This is a genomic window from Escherichia sp. TW09308 (assembly GCF_000208565.1).
Lineage (GTDB): Bacteria > Pseudomonadota > Gammaproteobacteria > Enterobacterales > Enterobacteriaceae > Escherichia > Escherichia marmotae.
In genome coordinates this window covers 3,785,543-3,801,143 of the sequence record NZ_AEME01000001.1, presented here as the reverse complement: position 1 = coordinate 3,801,143, position 15,601 = coordinate 3,785,543, and the positions used below count along the sequence as shown (strand labels likewise).

Annotated in this window: 13 protein-coding genes; 7 read left to right on the top strand and 6 right to left on the bottom strand. The window is 51.8% G+C overall.

Annotated features, from left to right (window positions below; genetic code table 11):
* Positions 1-56 precede the first annotated feature (56 nt).
* The 3 genes from ESM_RS0118220 to tamA are packed head-to-tail and all read right to left on the bottom strand — an operon-like array spanning position 57 to position 5,913.
* Positions 57-401 (bottom strand): gamma-glutamylcyclotransferase family protein, encoded by a 345-nt coding sequence (locus ESM_RS0118220; RefSeq protein WP_001219159.1) that lies wholly within the window; start codon positions 399-401, stop codon positions 57-59.
* Positions 402-403: 2 nt separating this feature from the next.
* Positions 404-4,183, bottom strand: coding sequence for an autotransporter assembly complex protein TamB (tamB, locus tag ESM_RS0118215; RefSeq protein WP_000060863.1), 3,780 nt, complete (start codon positions 4,181-4,183; stop codon positions 404-406).
* The gene (gene tamA, locus ESM_RS0118210; RefSeq protein ID WP_001269290.1) at positions 4,180-5,913 is read right to left on the bottom strand and encodes an autotransporter assembly complex protein TamA; all 1,734 of its coding nucleotides are present in this window, start codon (positions 5,911-5,913) and stop codon (positions 4,180-4,182) included. Before tamA ends, tamB begins: the two co-directional genes overlap by 4 nt.
* Positions 5,914-6,118: 205 nt before the next feature.
* Between tamA and msrA the strand changes: the two genes are divergently transcribed.
* Both msrA and ESM_RS0118200 read left to right on the top strand, forming a co-directional pair.
* Positions 6,119-6,757, top strand: coding sequence for a peptide-methionine (S)-S-oxide reductase MsrA (msrA, locus tag ESM_RS0118205; protein ID WP_000051462.1), 639 nt, complete (start codon positions 6,119-6,121; stop codon positions 6,755-6,757).
* 187 nt (positions 6,758-6,944) lie between these two features.
* On the top strand, positions 6,945-8,294 hold the full coding sequence (locus ESM_RS0118200; RefSeq protein WP_000935033.1) for a hemolysin family protein: 1,350 nt from the start codon (positions 6,945-6,947) through the stop codon (positions 8,292-8,294).
* 60 nt (positions 8,295-8,354) lie between these two features.
* Here the strand turns inward: ESM_RS0118200 and ESM_RS0118195 are convergent, their stop codons facing one another.
* On the bottom strand, positions 8,355-8,561 hold the full coding sequence (locus ESM_RS0118195) for a DUF1107 domain-containing protein (protein WP_000689228.1): 207 nt from the start codon (positions 8,559-8,561) through the stop codon (positions 8,355-8,357).
* A gap of 324 nt (positions 8,562-8,885) precedes the next feature.
* Here ESM_RS0118195 and ESM_RS0118190 point away from each other — a divergent pair, with 324 nt between their 5' ends.
* Entirely contained in the window at positions 8,886-9,443 is a 558-nt protein-coding gene (locus ESM_RS0118190; protein ID WP_000175266.1) for a YtfJ family protein, read from the top strand.
* On the opposite strand, the gene cysQ is transcribed toward ESM_RS0118190, so the two are convergent.
* Positions 9,433-10,173: a 3'(2'),5'-bisphosphate nucleotidase CysQ gene (gene cysQ / locus ESM_RS0118185; RefSeq protein WP_000886881.1), complete on the bottom strand. Its 741-nt coding sequence runs from the start codon at positions 10,171-10,173 to the stop codon at positions 9,433-9,435. The two genes, ESM_RS0118190 and cysQ, sit on opposite strands and share 11 nt — an antisense overlap.
* A 171-nt stretch (positions 10,174-10,344) precedes the next feature.
* Between cysQ and cpdB the strand changes: the two genes are divergently transcribed.
* A complete protein-coding gene (cpdB, locus tag ESM_RS0118180; protein ID WP_000589370.1) occupies positions 10,345-12,288 on the top strand; it encodes a 2',3'-cyclic-nucleotide 2'-phosphodiesterase in 1,944 nt (647 codons plus the stop codon).
* Positions 12,289-12,400: 112 nt separating this feature from the next.
* Here the strand turns inward: cpdB and ESM_RS0118175 are convergent, their stop codons facing one another.
* On the bottom strand, positions 12,401-12,781 hold the full coding sequence (locus ESM_RS0118175; RefSeq protein ID WP_010379622.1) for a winged helix-turn-helix transcriptional regulator: 381 nt from the start codon (positions 12,779-12,781) through the stop codon (positions 12,401-12,403).
* Positions 12,782-12,869: 88 nt separating this feature from the next.
* Here ESM_RS0118175 and ESM_RS0118170 point away from each other — a divergent pair, with 88 nt between their 5' ends.
* From ESM_RS0118170 to ytfE, 3 genes are all read left to right on the top strand, one after another.
* The gene (locus ESM_RS0118170; RefSeq protein ID WP_000560543.1) at positions 12,870-13,730 is read left to right on the top strand and encodes an SDR family oxidoreductase; all 861 of its coding nucleotides are present in this window, start codon (positions 12,870-12,872) and stop codon (positions 13,728-13,730) included.
* Positions 13,731-13,838: 108 nt separating this feature from the next.
* Positions 13,839-14,804, top strand: a complete 966-nt coding sequence (locus ESM_RS0118165) for a DMT family transporter (RefSeq protein ID WP_010379620.1) — start codon at positions 13,839-13,841, stop codon at positions 14,802-14,804.
* A 107-nt stretch (positions 14,805-14,911) separates the two neighbouring features.
* A complete protein-coding gene (gene ytfE, locus ESM_RS0118160; RefSeq protein ID WP_000331472.1) occupies positions 14,912-15,574 on the top strand; it encodes an iron-sulfur cluster repair protein YtfE in 663 nt (220 codons plus the stop codon).
* Positions 15,575-15,601 lie beyond the last annotated feature (27 nt).

Below are 15,601 nucleotides of genomic sequence, written 5' to 3'. Positions count from 1 at the left end.
AAACAGAATGCGTGTCGTCTCGCAAAAACAACGCCACCCGAAGGTGGCGTGTTTAATTATGGCTTATCCCTGTCTAACCAGTCGCCGCTTGCAATCAGCTTTAATCCATCGACGGGTCGTTGATATACGTACATCCATGCACTCCCGTACGGCGTCTGAATCAACTGGCGCGCGTATTCACCGCCCCTGGTGCGCAAGGCATCAAGTTCGGCCAGCGTGGCGTTGTCAATACGATAAACTTCACCGTGTACCGTTCCGTTCCCCGGAACTGCGCCTGGATAGTGGCCCAGGCTATACAACTGGTAGTTATCGATACTGAAATCGCCCAGCAACTGGGCATTGGTCATCCAGTGGCTGTTGCCTTGTTTGTGGCGTAAACTGCCGTAGACAAATATTCGCATAGCTAAAACTCGAACTGATAGAGCAAATCCAGTGCCTGGTCTACACCAGACACGGCTTCCAGATATAGCTTCGGCATCAGGCGATAACGTAACGTGAGTGTTGCTATAGAGTCAAATATCCCCACGCCGTATTTCACTTGTAGGCCTGGTAATACATAGCCGCTGACCACCACCTGGGAGGAATCGCCTACCCCCTCGGTGTCGAGCGCTAAATTACTTACGCCAAATGTCTCACCGATTTTACCCACAATCTGACCACTTTGTGCAACCCCCAGACCAATCAGCATCGAGGTCATCGCCGCGCTGTCACTCTGATCGCTCTCCAGCCCTTGTCCGCGTAACAAGTAGGACAATGCCGCCTGTTGTGACATCGCCGGGTCAGAGAAGATCTCCGCTTTCGGCTCATCCGCCAGCCCGGTGACACGAACACCGGCGATCACGTCGTCTTCTGTTGCATCCGGGTTACGAATCGCTTCGATATTGAGATACGGTTGATCCGGCGGGCCAGAGAACAGCAGTTCACCTTTACGCACAATCAGATCCTGACCATAGGCATGGAAGCGACCTTCCGGAATGTTGATCTGCCCGTTCAGACCCAGACCTTGTTTGTCCTGTACGACATTGAGATCGCCCGTCAGTCGCGCTTTCAGGCCGAAGGCATCAATGCGCACATTGTTGCCAACGTGAACAATCAGGTTGCTGTTGATCGGAATCGATGCCGTTTTCGCCTCCTCCGGTTGCAGGTTATCGTTGAGCATTACCACATCGCTGGAGACGCCCACCGCACTTTCCGGTAGATCGTGCACCACAATGCGCGCCCACGGTACATCCACGCGGCCATCGAGGGTAAACAGGCTTGGTGTGGCTTCGAATACGACATCTGGCGACACATCCATGCGCACCATCGGCGGTACGGTGATCCGCACCTTACTGCCTTTTGCCGTCACCCGCGCACGCCAGTTTTCAATCTGACTCCAGTCAGCATCACCGTTCAGGTAAATTTCCCCCTGCTGGGTTCGCACAGTGCCCGCCAGCGTCGAGCGCATACCGTTAAAGTTGACCGCAAGCTGGCTCGGCTGCATATCAAACGGCATAAAGTTGCCATCGATATCCACACCAGTGACCTGGAGCTGACCAAACAACTGCGGGCTCTGCACATCACCGCCCAGACGTAAGTTGGCGCTCACCATACCCGCCGCTTTTTCACCACGCGTAAAGATGGGGTTTACCATCGCGAGGTTGAAGTTACGGATATTCACGTTGCCGCCGAGGTTACGCCGCCCTTGTGGATCGGTTACCTGCACCTGACCATCAAACTGACCGTTATTAGTCAGACGGATTGTCCAGCCCAGCTCGGCACGGTTATTACGCAACTCCGCCGTCAGGTTCAGCGTCTGAAACGCTACTGGCAGCGCCGCATCGTTGACGGTTTGCGTCACCTGCACGTTACGCCCGGAAAGAGTAACACTGCCCTGCGGCAGCCCTTCTTTGGTGGTATCCCAGGCGACATCCGCTTTACCTGTAAAGATACCGCTGGCCTGAGTGGTTTCCGGCATAAACGGCTTCAGCATTGCCAGGTCGAAACGGTTGAGATTCACCACCGCACGCCCTTCAGCCCCGGCATCAATGGTTTGCGGCACGCACAGTTCCGCATTCGGGTTAAGCCAGCAGTGTGGCCCGATGCTGATTTTTTGCTCCTGATTGCGGTAGTCCAGTGCGATATCACGCGTCAGCGACCACGGGCCGACCGGCGTCTGGAAGCGCGTATTGCTAAGTGTTCCCTTCCAACGTTCTTCTTTGCGATCAAAACTCCCTGCCAGATTGAGCTGCCCGGAAACCGGCTCGCCCTGAATCCGCAGTTGTAACTCGTGCTGCTTTTCGCTGCCTTTCGCGTTCAGAGTGACGAGGTTGATATTCACATCCGGCTGCGAGATTTGCTCAACGCGCACGTCGAGTTTACCCGCAATCTGATCGGTGGATTTGATATCGCCTTCCACACGAACCTGCGCTACGGAGAGTTCCTGCCAACGCAAACCGCGCGCGGTAATATCTGCCAGTAGTTGTGGCGCTTCCACAGTACCGCGAACTTTCACCAACCCTTTCGCTGTACCACCCAGTCCTGGTAGCGCATTATCCAGCCCCGGCGCGTTGATGGTGGCATCAAGATTGAGATCTTTTACCCCCAACTCGCCTTTCACTTCGGCACTGTTTGGCCCCAGTTCCAGATGCAGACCTGGGATCGTCCACTGCATATAACTGTTGCCTTTCAGCGTTCCGTCAACGTTCACTTTGTTCTGTTTAACATTGCCGGTCAGCTTCAACTCTGGTACGTCCATCTGCCAGGTGCCGCCGTACAGGCTGCCTCGGGTTTTGATCAAACCATTGAGTTTTGACGGCCACTCCGGGAACTCTTTCGCAGTGTTAATGCCGTTAAGCGTTAACTCACCACGCCAGCTAATCGCCTGCTGCCAGTCGAGTAACGCTTTCAACTCGGTTTTCCCTTCCAGCGCTGCGACGGTAAGTTTGTCGAGATTAACCTGCTGTTCATTGCCCTTTGCATCGAGGGTAATGGTCGCTGGCGGGATCTCATGCCCCTTCACCGCCATGTGCATAGAGAGCGTGTAATCAGTCATTTTTCCGGTGAGTTTCAGTTTCAGATCATCCGCCTGATACTGCTTCTCGCCAGTAAACGGCCAGTAAAGCTGTTTGCTGTTTACTTCCACGTTGAGCGGCAATCCAACTTCTGCCAGCCGCGTCTGGGCGCGCAGATCCATATCCACCGGACCGGAAAGATTAACGCCAATCTCCAGTTGTTCGCGCAGCGCACCACCCACTTTCAGCTTCACTTTTTCGCCTTTTAGTGGCTCCACGTTCAGTGTGCTATTGAGGGTGATATCTACCGGCCAGTTATTGGACAGTTGCGCCGTGCCACTGGCATTAACGCTCCCCTGATTAGAGTCGATATCAAGTGCGTCCAGTTTGGTATTGCCATCGATGCTACTGACTTTCAGCAGCATGGTGTGCACGGTGATGTCCGTGTCGCCCGTCACGCGCAGTTGCTCACCCTTAAACTCTTCAATGTTCAGGTTGAGCGGCAAATGTACGTCGGTCATCTCCGGTAATACCGGGCGAGAAAAGAGATCTTTCAGCGTTTCGCCCAGCGGTTTTTCATCCGGCTGCGGATTTTCAATCTTCGGTTCGACAACTTCTTCCTGCGCCACTTCTGCCACTTTCGGCAGGGCAATCAACAGCCCTTTCAGCGATGTCGGTTTCAGGGTCAGGGTTTTCTCTTGCCAGTTCAGACCGGAGGTGAAGTCCATCACCGACACCGTAGTGTCATCAATCTTAATGTTGACGTTATCCAGCGCTACCCGCGTCAGGGTGATGGGATATGGCGTAGAGAGATCCAGCGGCCCGCTATCTTCCTCTTCCTCCGCTTGCTCTGAAGGGGGCATTTTTTTACTGTCGATGTTGACCTGAATATCCTTCAGTGCCAAATCGTTAATACAAACACTGCTGTCCCACAGGCACTCCAGCCCGACCGCCAGATGCAGATTGCCCGCTTTTACCGCCACGCCTGGCTGCTCATAACGAACGTCAGACAAGGTAAGGTCGCGCCAGCCACCGGTGACCTTGCCAATATCCAGCCCTGGCACCCAACGGTCTGCCGCTTTAAATACCAGATGCAGGCCGCTGGTGGTGCCCACCAGAAACGCCACTGATCCCAGCAACAGTAAAATAACGATGACTACGCCGAGGCTGATTTTTTTCCATAAACTCATAATTCTGGCCCCAGACCGATGTAAAACTGTAAACCATGCTCGTCTTTGTCAGCGACCGGAACGGCGAAATCGAGCTTGATCGGCCCGACCGGCGATTCCCAACGCACGCCAACCCCGGTGCCGGTTTTAAAGTCACTGCGGCGAATATCGCTTACCGCTTCGCCGCTATCGACAAACACCGCGCCCCACCATTTTCCGGTCACGTTGTACTGATACTCCAGCGATCCGGTAATCAGCTTTGATGCCCCTTTCAGGTCACCATTGGCGTATTTCGGAGCGATCGATTTGTATTTATAGCCGCGAATACTGCGGTCGCCCCCGGCGAAGAAACGTAAATCCGGCGGTACTTTGTCGAAGTCACCGGTTTCAATCCAGCCCAGCGTGCCGCGAGTGACAAAGCGATGGCGATCGTAAAGTGTGCGGATCCAGACGTTCTGCGCCTGGAATACGGAGAAATCGACGTCCGATCCCCAGGCGGTGTTGGAGTAGTCGATAGAGTAACGCTGCGAGTCGCCCCAGGTCGGCATCAGGCCGCCGCGTGATCGCGTCCGGCTAATCATGACCCCAGGATAAAACAGCATCGTGGTGTTAGTGATTTCACCCTGAGTAAAGTGGTCGAGACTCCAGCGCAGGTTAATGGCACGCTGCCAGCCACTGGAAAGATCCCAGTAACGGGAAGCAACCAGGGTGGTGGAATCGGATTCGGTATCATTCAGATCAGTACGCTTAAAACCACCCTGTACCAGATAGTATTGTTCCAGTGGGTTCTTAAGCAGCGGCATTTTATAACTAAAATCGAGAGTCTGTTCCGGTGCAGAGATACTTGTGCTGGTGGTCAGGCTGTGACCGTAAGAGTTCATCCACGGCTTTTTCCACGAGGCTTTAACTCGTGGGCCAACGTCCGTTGAGTACCCGACCCCGGTTTCAATGGTGTTTTCCGTGCGCGGCGAAACGACGCCAGTCAGTGGCAATACTTTAGTTTCTCGCGCTTTATCAAACTGCGGTGCAACCACCACCGAGTTAAACCAACCAGTAGCGGAGAGACGGCGGTTCAGTTCCGCCAGATCTTTAGATTCGTACTCATCGCCCTCTTTAAACGGCACCAGATTTTGCAGGTACTCATCGCGGATCTGTGAACCTTCGAAGGTTACATGCCCAAAGCGGTAGCGTTCGCCACTGTTGTAATCAATATCCCAGTAGGCTTTATGCAAGCCAAGTGCGATACCCAACTGTGCTTTGGTAAATTCGCTATCGAAATAGCCTTTACGCAACGCGATGCTGGTTAAGGACTTTTTGAAATTTTCGTAGTCGCCCTGATTCAGCACCGTGCCTATAGCCGGGCGGGTATCGAGCAACTTCAAATAGTCTTTATCAGTCCGCGCACCGCCGCGCAAAACCACATCAGTGCCGCCAATCAACACCGGCACGCCGGGCGTGACTTTGGCGATCAACACCTGCCGCCCCTTCTTTGGCGGTGGTCGGAGATCAAATTCAATGGTCGGCTGGTAATAGCCCAGCGCCTTCAGACCTTCGCGGATGGCATCATCAACACGTGCGCGAAAGCGCCGATCTGGCGTAACTTCATCACTTTCAATCGTAGAAAGCTGCGCACGAACGTTCTTTTCTAGCTGCCCCGATAACCCTTCGACCTGTAGACGGACGTTCGCGGCGACGGCAGCTCCACTAAAGCAGAGTAAGCTTACACAGCATAACTGTCGGATATAGCGCACATTTTCTCCTGAATATCCTTTGTTCCTGCCCCTGGAACTCCGTTAAACGGCTTAACAAAAATCCAGCCATATGGATTTAAAAGCAGACTAAACCCAAAATATTTCTTATGGTTTACTTTATACACATTCACGGGGGTTATTGTGTGCAAATACGTCTCTTGTTACAACCTAATCCCCAAAGGCCGACTTTCGGGAGAGCAACACTATGAGTTTATTTGATAAAAAGCATCTGGTTTCCCCCACCGATGCCCTTCCTGGACGTAATACCCCGATGCCTGTAGCCACATTGCATGCGGTCAACGGCCACTCAATGACCAATGTGCCTGACGGAATGGAGATCGCCATTTTTTCTATGGGCTGTTTCTGGGGCGTGGAACGCCTTTTCTGGCAACTTCCCGGTGTTTACAGCACTGCCGCAGGCTATACCGGCGGTTACACGCCAAACCCGACCTATCGGGAAGTGTGTTCTGGTGATACCGGCCACGCCGAAGCGGTACGCGTGGTTTACGATCCGTCAGTGATCAGCTACGAACAACTGTTACAGGTATTCTGGGAGAATCACGATCCCGCACAAGGGATGCGTCAGGGCAATGACCACGGCACGCAGTATCGTTCCGCAATTTACCCGCTGACACCAGAACAGGACGCTGCCGCCCGCGCCAGTCTGGAACGTTTTCAGGCCGCAATGCTCACCGTCGGTGACGATCGCCAGATAACCACCGAGATCGCCAACGCTACACCGTTTTATTATGCCGAAGATGACCACCAACAATATCTGCACAAAAACCCATATGGCTATTGTGGAATTGGTGGGATCGGCGTTTGCCTGCCGCCTGAAGCGTAGCAATAAAAGGCTGAACTAAAGCGAAATGAAGCAAAAATTTAACCCTCTGGCGACTTTACAGAACCTTACGCTATACTAGCCACTGAAAATGTCGGTTCACTCTCTTCGAACCGGCTTTCAATGTGTATTTCGCACAAATTAATCAACTTCCCCTTCCGAGGATCTGACCTGAACGGTCGGATAAGATATGTTAAACAGTATTTTAGTCATACTATGCTTGATCGCTGTGAGTGCGTTCTTCTCGATGTCCGAGATCTCGCTTGCCGCCTCACGCAAAATCAAACTTAAACTGCTGGCTGATGAAGGCAATATAAACGCCCAGCGCGTTCTGGATATGCAGGAAAATCCCGGCATGTTCTTTACCGTGGTGCAAATTGGTCTGAACGCGGTGGCGATACTCGGTGGTATCGTCGGTGATGCGGCGTTCTCTCCGGCTTTTAACAGCCTGTTCTCTCGCTATATATCAGCGGAACTCTCTGAGCAACTGAGCTTTATTCTCTCTTTCTCATTAGTGACTGGCATGTTTATTCTGTTTGCGGATTTAACCCCGAAACGCATCGGTATGATTGCGCCAGAAGCTGTGGCTTTGCGTATCATCAACCCGATGCGCTTCTGCCTGTTCGTCTGCACCCCTCTGGTGTGGTTTTTCAACGGCCTGGCAAACATGATCTTCCGTATCTTTAAATTGCCGATGGTACGTAAAGATGACATCACTTCTGATGACATCTACGCGGTGGTGGAAGCCGGTGCACTGGCTGGAGTACTGCGTAAACAGGAACACGAGCTGATCGAAAACGTGTTTGAACTGGAATCCCGTACCGTGCCGTCTTCCATGACGCCGCGTGAAAACGTGATTTGGTTCGATCTCCATGAAGATGAGCAAAGTCTGAAGAATAAAGTGGCGGAGCATCCACACTCAAAATTCCTCGTCTGTAATGAAGATATCGACCACATCATCGGCTATGTGGACTCGAAAGATCTGCTGAACCGCGTGCTGGCCAATCAAAGCCTGGCACTGAATAGCGGCGTGCAGATTCGCAACACGCTGATCGTGCCTGACACTCTGACCCTCTCTGAGGCGCTGGAAAGTTTTAAAGCTGCGGGCGAAGACTTTGCGGTAATCATGAACGAGTACGCCCTGGTGGTGGGGATAATTACCCTCAACGACGTGATGACCACGTTGATGGGCGATCTGGTCGGTCAGGGGCTGGAAGAACAGATTGTCGCGCGTGATGAGAACTCATGGCTAATCGATGGCGGTACGCCGATTGACGACGTGATGCGTGTGCTGGATATTGACGAGTTCCCGCAGTCGGGCAACTACGAAACCATCGGCGGCTTTATGATGTTTATGCTGCGTAAGATCCCGAAACGCACCGATTCAGTGAAACTCTCCGGCTACAAATTTGAAGTGGTGGATATCGATAACTACCGCATCGACCAACTGCTGGTGACGCGGATCGACAACAAAGCCACCGCCCTTTCACCGAAACTGCCTGACGCTAAAGATAAAAATAAAGAAGAAAGCGTCGCATAACCCCAGAAACATCAACGGCTCCTGAATCAGGAGCCGTCTTATTACTGCATAGCACGCTGGTTAAGCCATCTCTGTTTGCAGACGCATAACCTGACGGTTAACTTCGGACATCACTGACAAATGCAGCTTATCCTTCACTTTTGGGATAAGAATCTTACCCTTATCAAATTCAAAAGCGCCAACGTCCTTGATGTATAACCGTCCACGGAACAGGATTTTCACGTACTTCGCCACCTGCAGTGGGTTGTACCGTTGGAAAATTTTCATTGTTATCTCCTGCTGAGTATTACGCCTTTGTGGTGCCACAATCGGCCCAACTATTATGAGGCGCAAATTTTAATGCCTGATGACTATAGTCTATCGCTGCAATGTTTCCAGTGTGTATAAAGTTTTTTACCTTAACGTTACAGTTATTCAGAATTATCTTTTCGCCTAACCACAATCTTCAGTATAAGCATTCATTTTTCATATGATTTGTGCGCTTGTCCGCAAACTGGCACCACACTTGCGGGAAATTCGATAAATAGCACATATGATTAAAAGTCCGCCCCAAGTGGTCGGATCACCTGCATACGATAAGAAGGAAACACTATGACCCTACGCAAGATTCTCGCGCTGACTTGCTTGCTACTGCCGATGATGGCCTCCGCGCATAAATTCGAAACCGGTCAGCGAGTACCACCAGTTGGCATTGCCGATCGTGGCGAGTTAGTACTTGATAAAGATCAGTTTAGCTACAATACCTGGAACAGCGCACAGTTAGTGGGGAAAGTGCGGGTACTGCAACATATTGCCGGTCGCACCTCCGCAAAAGAGAAAAATGCGACGCTGATTGAAGCGATTAAATCGGCAAAACTGCCGCATGATCGCTACCAGACGACCACCATTGTGAACACCGACGACGCTATCCCCGGTTCAGGTATGTTTGTACGTAGCAGCCTGGAGAGCAATAAAAAGCTCTATCCGTGGTCACAGTTTATTGTCGACAGCAACGGCATCGCACGCAGCGCCTGGCAGTTGGATGAAGAGAGTTCCGCCATTGCAGTGCTGGATAAAGACGGTCGCGTGCAATGGGCAAAAGATGGAGCGCTCACTCAGGAAGAGGTGCAGCAAGTGATGGACTTGCTGCATAAGTTGCTTAATAAATAGAAACCCGGAACCCTGGATTCAGGAAGGATTCACGCGGAGTGTAATCCAGCGGTTTCCCCTGCCAGTCGTGGACGTGTGCTCCGGCAGCGGCAGCCACAGCATGACCGGCAGCGGTGTCCCAAATATTGGTTGGCCCAAAACGCGGGTAGAGCTGAGCCTGCCCTTCCGCCACCAGGCAAAATTTCAGTGAAGAACCGATGGATGTCGTCTGGTGTTCGCCAAGCTGTTGCAGATACTCTTTCAGCTCCGCATCCGCATGGGAACGGCTAATGACAACCAGAGGCGGGCGAGCGTCGCGTACCTGAATCTGCTTGCGCACGCCGCACTCTTCTTTCCAGGCTTTTCCTTCCTCCGCGCTGTACATTACGTTCATTACCGGCGCATACACCACACCTAATATCGGTTTGCCTTTGTCGATCAGCGCAATGTTAACGGTAAATTCGCCATTTCGTTTAATAAACTCTTTGGTGCCGTCCAGCGGATCCACCAGCCAGTAACGTTGCCAGTGCTGGCGGACTTCCCAACCGGGAGGATCTTCTTCAGAAAGAACGGGGATATCCGGCGTCAGTTTACGTAATCCTTCCATGATTACGGTATGCGCGGCGATATCTGCCGCCGTCACCGGAGAGTCATCTGCTTTGTTGGCGACGTCCATCGGTTTAGTCCCGTCGTAGACCTGCATAATGGCATCGCCCGCAATCCGTGCAAGCTGGCATACTTGATCTAACATTCTCCACCTCGTCTCTGTGAGCGGCGTTAACTTATTGTTTTACTTATACCCCATCGCTATAGAATCCGCCAACTGTGATGGCGTCATCGTTTCCTGATTTATTATTTATGGCATCCTTCACGCTCCGTATGAAAGACGTTTCATCTTCTCGTTCATAAAAGGATGTCCCTTATGATTAAGTTTAGCGCAACGCTCCTGGCCACGCTGATTGCTGCCAGCGTGAATGCGGCAACAGTCGATCTACGCATAATGGAAACCTCTGATTTGCATAGCAACATGATGGATTTCGATTATTACAAAGACACATCCACAGAAAAATTTGGGCTGGTACGCACCGCGAGCCTGATTAATGACGCGCGCAATGAAGTGAAAAATAGCGTGTTGGTCGATAACGGTGACCTGATTCAGGGCAGCCCGCTGGCGGATTACATGTCGGCTAAAGGATTAAAAGCCGGTGATATTCATCCGGTCTATAAGGCGCTGAATACGCTGGATTATACCGTCGGTACACTCGGCAATCATGAATTTAATTACGGTCTGGATTACCTGAAAAACGCGCTGGCGGGGGCGAAATTCCCCTATGTAAATGCCAATGTCATTGACGTAAAAACCAACCAGCCGATGTTTACACCGTATTTAATTAAAGACACCGAAGTAGTCGATAAAGACGGGAAAAAGCAAACGCTGAAAATTGGCTATATCGGCGTCGTGCCACCGCAGATTATGGGATGGGATAAAGCCAATTTATCCGGCAAAGTTACCGTTAACGATATTACCGAAACAGTGCGCAAGTACGTGCCGGAAATGCGCGAGAAAGGTGCCGATGTCGTTGTCGTTCTGGCGCATTCTGGTTTGTCTGCCGATCCGTATAAAGTAATGGCGGAAAACTCAGTTTATTATCTCAGTGAAATTCCGGGCGTTGATGCCATTATGTTTGGTCATGCCCATGCCGTCTTCCCGGGCAAAGATTTTGCTGATATCAAAGGCGTAGATATCGCCAAAGGTACGATTAACGGTGTTCCGGCGGTAATGCCAGGCATGTGGGGCGATCATCTCGGCGTGGTCGATCTGCAACTCAATAATGACAGCGGGAAATGGCAGGTGACGCAAGCAAAAGCGGAAGCTCGCCCGATTTACGATGTCGCCAATAAAAAATCACTCGCCGCTGAAGACAGCAAGTTGGTTGCAACGCTGAAAGCCGATCACGATGCCACACGCCAGTTTGTCAGCAAACCTATCGGGAAATCCGCCGACAATATGTATAGCTATCTGGCGCTGGTACAGGACGATCCGACGGTGCAGGTGGTGAACAACGCGCAAAAAGCGTATGTCGAACATTACATTCAGGGCGATCCGGATCTGGCAAAACTGCCGGTGCTCTCTGCCGCTGCGCCGTTTAAAGTTGGCGGTCGCAAGAACGATCCTGCCAGCTATGTAGAAGTGGAAAAAGGCCAACTGACTTTCCGTAATGCCGCCGATCTCTATCTCTATCCCAATACGCTGATTGTGGTAAAAGCCAGCGGCAAGGAAGTTAAAGAGTGGCTGGAGTGCTCCGCCGGGCAGTTTAACCAGATAGATCCCAACAGCACTAAACCGCAGTCATTAATCAACTGGGATGGCTTCCGTACCTATAACTTTGATGTGATTGACGGCGTGAATTATCAGATTGATGTTACCCAGCCAGCCCGCTATGACGGTGAATGTCAGGTGATTAATGCCAATGCGGAAAGGATTAAGAATCTGACCTTTAATGGTAAACCGATTGATCCGGACGCGATGTTCCTGGTTGCTACCAATAATTATCGTGCATACGGTGGCAAATTTGCCGGAACAGGCGACAGCCATATCGCCTTTGCGTCGCCGGATGAGAACCGTTCGGTGCTGGCAGCGTGGATTGCTGAAGAGTCGAAGCGTGCAGGAGAAATTCACCCAGCGGCAGATAATAACTGGCGTTTAGCGCCGATTGCCGGTGATAAAAAACTGGATATTCGTTTTGAAACGTCCCCGTCCGATAAAGCCGCAGACTTTATTAAAGAGAAGGGTCAGTATCCAATGAATAAAGTCGCGACTGATGATATCGGGTTTGCGATTTATCAGGTGGATTTGAGTAAGTAAGACACACCGTTTTCGGTCTACACATCATGCATCGCATCCGGCACTTCCTGGCGGATGCGATGCTGACGCGTCTTATCCGCCCTACAAACCACGAATCGTAGGTCTCCGGCAGTTATGCCGCACGTTCATCCCGCGCCGCCAGCACCTCTGGCAAATTCAACTCAATCCAGTCTGCCAGTGCAGCAACCTTTTCACTGACCTGTTCACCCAGCGGTGTGAGGCTATATTCCACATGCGGCGGCACCACCGGATACGCGATACGGTTAACAAATCCATCCTGCTCCAGCGCCTGTAACGACTGCGCGAGCATCTTTTCGCTCACTCCGCCCATTTTACGCCGCAAGTCGCTAAAGCGATGAGTGCCTTCGCGCAGCGCCACCAGAATCAGTACCCCCCAACGGCTGGTAACGTGTTTCAACACATCCCGCGACGGACACTGCTCAGCGAAGAGGTTTCCCTCTTTCAGTTGTTGCGACAGGCTTACCCGACTCATTTCATACTTACCTTTTTGTATGTACTTACTAAAAGTTAGTTTAGGTGTTAGCGTATTTAAACACAAGACAAACCAATGGAGATTTCTCATGATCGCAATCACCGGCGCGACCGGCCAGCTTGGTCACAATGTAATTGAATCTTTGCTGCAAACCGTTTCTGCCAGCCAAATAGTGGCTATCGCACGTAATCCGGAAAAAGCGCATGCTTTGAGCGCACAAGGCATTAGCGTGCGTCAGGCTGACTACGGCGATGAAGCTGCACTGACATCTGCGCTACAGGGCGTGGAAAAATTGCTGCTGATCTCTTCCAGCGAAGTGGGACAGCGTGCCTCGCAGCATCGTAATGTTATTAATGCAGCAAAGGTGGCTGGCGTGAAATTTATCGCCTACACCAGCCTGTTACATGCGGACACCTCCCCGCTCGGCCTGGCTGCTGAGCATATCGAGACGGAGAAAATGCTGGCTGATTCTGGCATCGCTTATACCCTGCTGCGCAACGGCTGGTACACTGAAAACTACCTCGCCAGCGCCCCGGCAGCACTGGAACACGGCGTATTTATTGGTGCGGCGGGCGATGGCAAAATTGCCTCAGCAACTCGTGCAGATTACGCAGAGGCTGCGGCACGCGTAATTAGCGAAGCAGGTCACGAAGGCAAAGTCTATGAGCTGGCGGGCGACAACGCCTGGACGCTGACACAGTTAGCGGCAGAGCTGACCAAACAGAGCGGCAAACCAGTTATCTACCAGAATATGAGCGAAGCCGATTTCGCCGCAGCGCTGAAAAGCGTTGGTCTTCCTGGCGGACTGGCGGATATGCTGGCTGACTCTGACGTTGGCGCATCAAAAGGTGGTCTGTTTGATGACAGCAAAACACTCAGCACGCTGATTGGCCGCCCGACAACAACATTAGCCGAAAGCGTAAACGCGCTTTTTAATGTTAATAACTAGTTAATTAAAGTGGCATCCTCCCGCATCCTCTCTGATAATGACGGGATGCGGGGAGCAACCATCTCTGTTCCCTGAATATTTCTTCTGACAGACCAATGGATGCCAGTGATGATTAGCGGCGTGCTGTACGCCCTGTTAGCAGGGTTGATGTGGGGGCTTATTTTTGTCGGGCCGTTGATCGTTCCAGAATACCCGGCGATGCTGCAATCAATGGGACGCTATCTGGCATTAGGTTTAATTGCACTGCCCATTGCCTGGCTGGGGCGCGTGCGTCTGCGCCAGTTGACACGTCGCGACTGGCTTACCGCGCTAATGCTCACCATGATGGGCAATCTCATCTATTACTTTTGCCTTGCCAGTGCCATTCAGCGAACCGGCGCGCCTGTTTCCACGATGATTATCGGCACCCTGCCAGTGGTTATCCCGGTCTTTGCCAATTTGCTGTACAGCCAGCGCGACGGCAAACTCGCGTGGGGGAAACTCGCCCCGGCGCTGGTTTGTATTGGTATCGGCCTTGCGTGTGTAAATATTGCTGAGTTAAACCACGGTCTCCCCAATTTTGACTGGGCACGTTATACCTCAGGCGTCATGCTGGCATTAGTCTCCGTGGTTTGCTGGGCGTGGTATGCATTGCGCAACGCCCGCTGGCTGCGGGAAAATCCAGACAAACATCCAATGATGTGGGCGACGGCGCAGGCGCTGGTCACGCTGCCGGTTTCGCTCATCGGTTATGTTGTTGCTTGTTTCTGGCTGAATACGCAAATGCCTGATTTCTCTCTACCTTTTGGCTCCCGTCCACTGGCCTTTATTAGCCTGATGATTGCTATCGCCGTGCTTTGCTCATGGGTCGGCGCACTTTGCTGGAACGTCGCCAGCCAGCGATTACCGACGGTGATCCTCGGGCCGCTGATTGTTTTCGAAACGCTGGCAGGTTTGCTGTACACCTTTTTACTCCGCCAACAAATTCCACCGCTGATGACGCTGAGCGGTATCGCGCTGTTAGTGGCCGGCGTGATCATTGCAGTCAGAGCAAAACCGGAAAAACCCTTAGCTGAACCTGTCTCTGAAAGTTGACACCTTGCCAGTCTGTTAAATAATCCTCTGCTACGTAAGGGTTATAGCTTTTAACTTAAAGATGCATTTAAAATACATCTTATCTTATTAAGAATGAGGTATCAGCTATGGCTTATCGCGACCAACCTTTAGGTGAACTGGCGCTCTCTATTCCTCGCGCTTCGGCTCTGTTTCGTCAATATGATATGGATTACTGCTGCGGCGGTAAGCAGACGCTGGCTCGCGCGGCGGCACGTAAAGAACTGGATGTTGACGTCATTGAAGCCGAACTGGCAAAGCTTGCTGAACAACCGATTGAGAAAGACTGGCGTAGCGCGCCGCTGGCAGAAATCATCGACCATATCATCGTGCGCTACCACGATCGTCACCGTGAACAACTGCCAGAGTTGATCCTGCAAGCCACCAAAGTAGAGCGCGTTCACGCCGACAAACCGAGCGTGCCAAAAGGGCTGACAAAATACCTGACTATGCTGCATGAAGAGCTTTCCAGCCACATGATGAAAGAAGAGCAGATCCTCTTCCCGATGATCAAACAAGGCATGGGCAGCCAGGCGATGGGGCCAATCAGCGTAATGGAAAGCGAACACGATGAAGCAGGTGAGCTGTTGGAGGTTATCAAACACATTACCAATAACGTCACACCGCCGCCGGAAGCCTGCACCACCTGGAAAGCGATGTATAACGGTATTAATGAACTGATTGATGATTTAATGGAGCACATCAGTCTGGAAAATAATGTACTGTTCCCACGCGCGCTGGCGGGTGAGTGATTTGTTTGATCAACGATCCTGACATGA

What these genes read in the sequence shown, in the direction of transcription:
- ESM_RS0118220 (WP_001219159.1), bottom strand. Translation starts at nt 401, where the DNA reads ATGCGAATATTTGTCTACGGCAGTTTACGCCACAAACAAGGCAACAGC.
- tamB (WP_000060863.1), bottom strand. Translation starts at nt 4,183, where the DNA reads ATGAGTTTATGGAAAAAAATCAGCCTCGGCGTAGTCATCGTTATTTTA.
- msrA (WP_000051462.1), top strand. Translation starts at nt 6,119, where the DNA reads ATGAGTTTATTTGATAAAAAGCATCTGGTTTCCCCCACCGATGCCCTT.
- ESM_RS0118200 (WP_000935033.1), top strand. Translation starts at nt 6,945, where the DNA reads ATGTTAAACAGTATTTTAGTCATACTATGCTTGATCGCTGTGAGTGCG.
- ESM_RS0118195 (WP_000689228.1), bottom strand. Translation starts at nt 8,561, where the DNA reads ATGAAAATTTTCCAACGGTACAACCCACTGCAGGTGGCGAAGTACGTG.
- ESM_RS0118190 (WP_000175266.1), top strand. Translation starts at nt 8,886, where the DNA reads ATGACCCTACGCAAGATTCTCGCGCTGACTTGCTTGCTACTGCCGATG.
- cysQ (WP_000886881.1), bottom strand. Translation starts at nt 10,173, where the DNA reads ATGTTAGATCAAGTATGCCAGCTTGCACGGATTGCGGGCGATGCCATT.
- cpdB (WP_000589370.1), top strand. Translation starts at nt 10,345, where the DNA reads ATGATTAAGTTTAGCGCAACGCTCCTGGCCACGCTGATTGCTGCCAGC.
- ESM_RS0118175 (WP_010379622.1), bottom strand. Translation starts at nt 12,781, where the DNA reads ATGAGTCGGGTAAGCCTGTCGCAACAACTGAAAGAGGGAAACCTCTTC.
- ESM_RS0118170 (WP_000560543.1), top strand. Translation starts at nt 12,870, where the DNA reads ATGATCGCAATCACCGGCGCGACCGGCCAGCTTGGTCACAATGTAATT.
- ESM_RS0118165 (WP_010379620.1), top strand. Translation starts at nt 13,839, where the DNA reads ATGATTAGCGGCGTGCTGTACGCCCTGTTAGCAGGGTTGATGTGGGGG.
- ytfE (WP_000331472.1), top strand. Translation starts at nt 14,912, where the DNA reads ATGGCTTATCGCGACCAACCTTTAGGTGAACTGGCGCTCTCTATTCCT.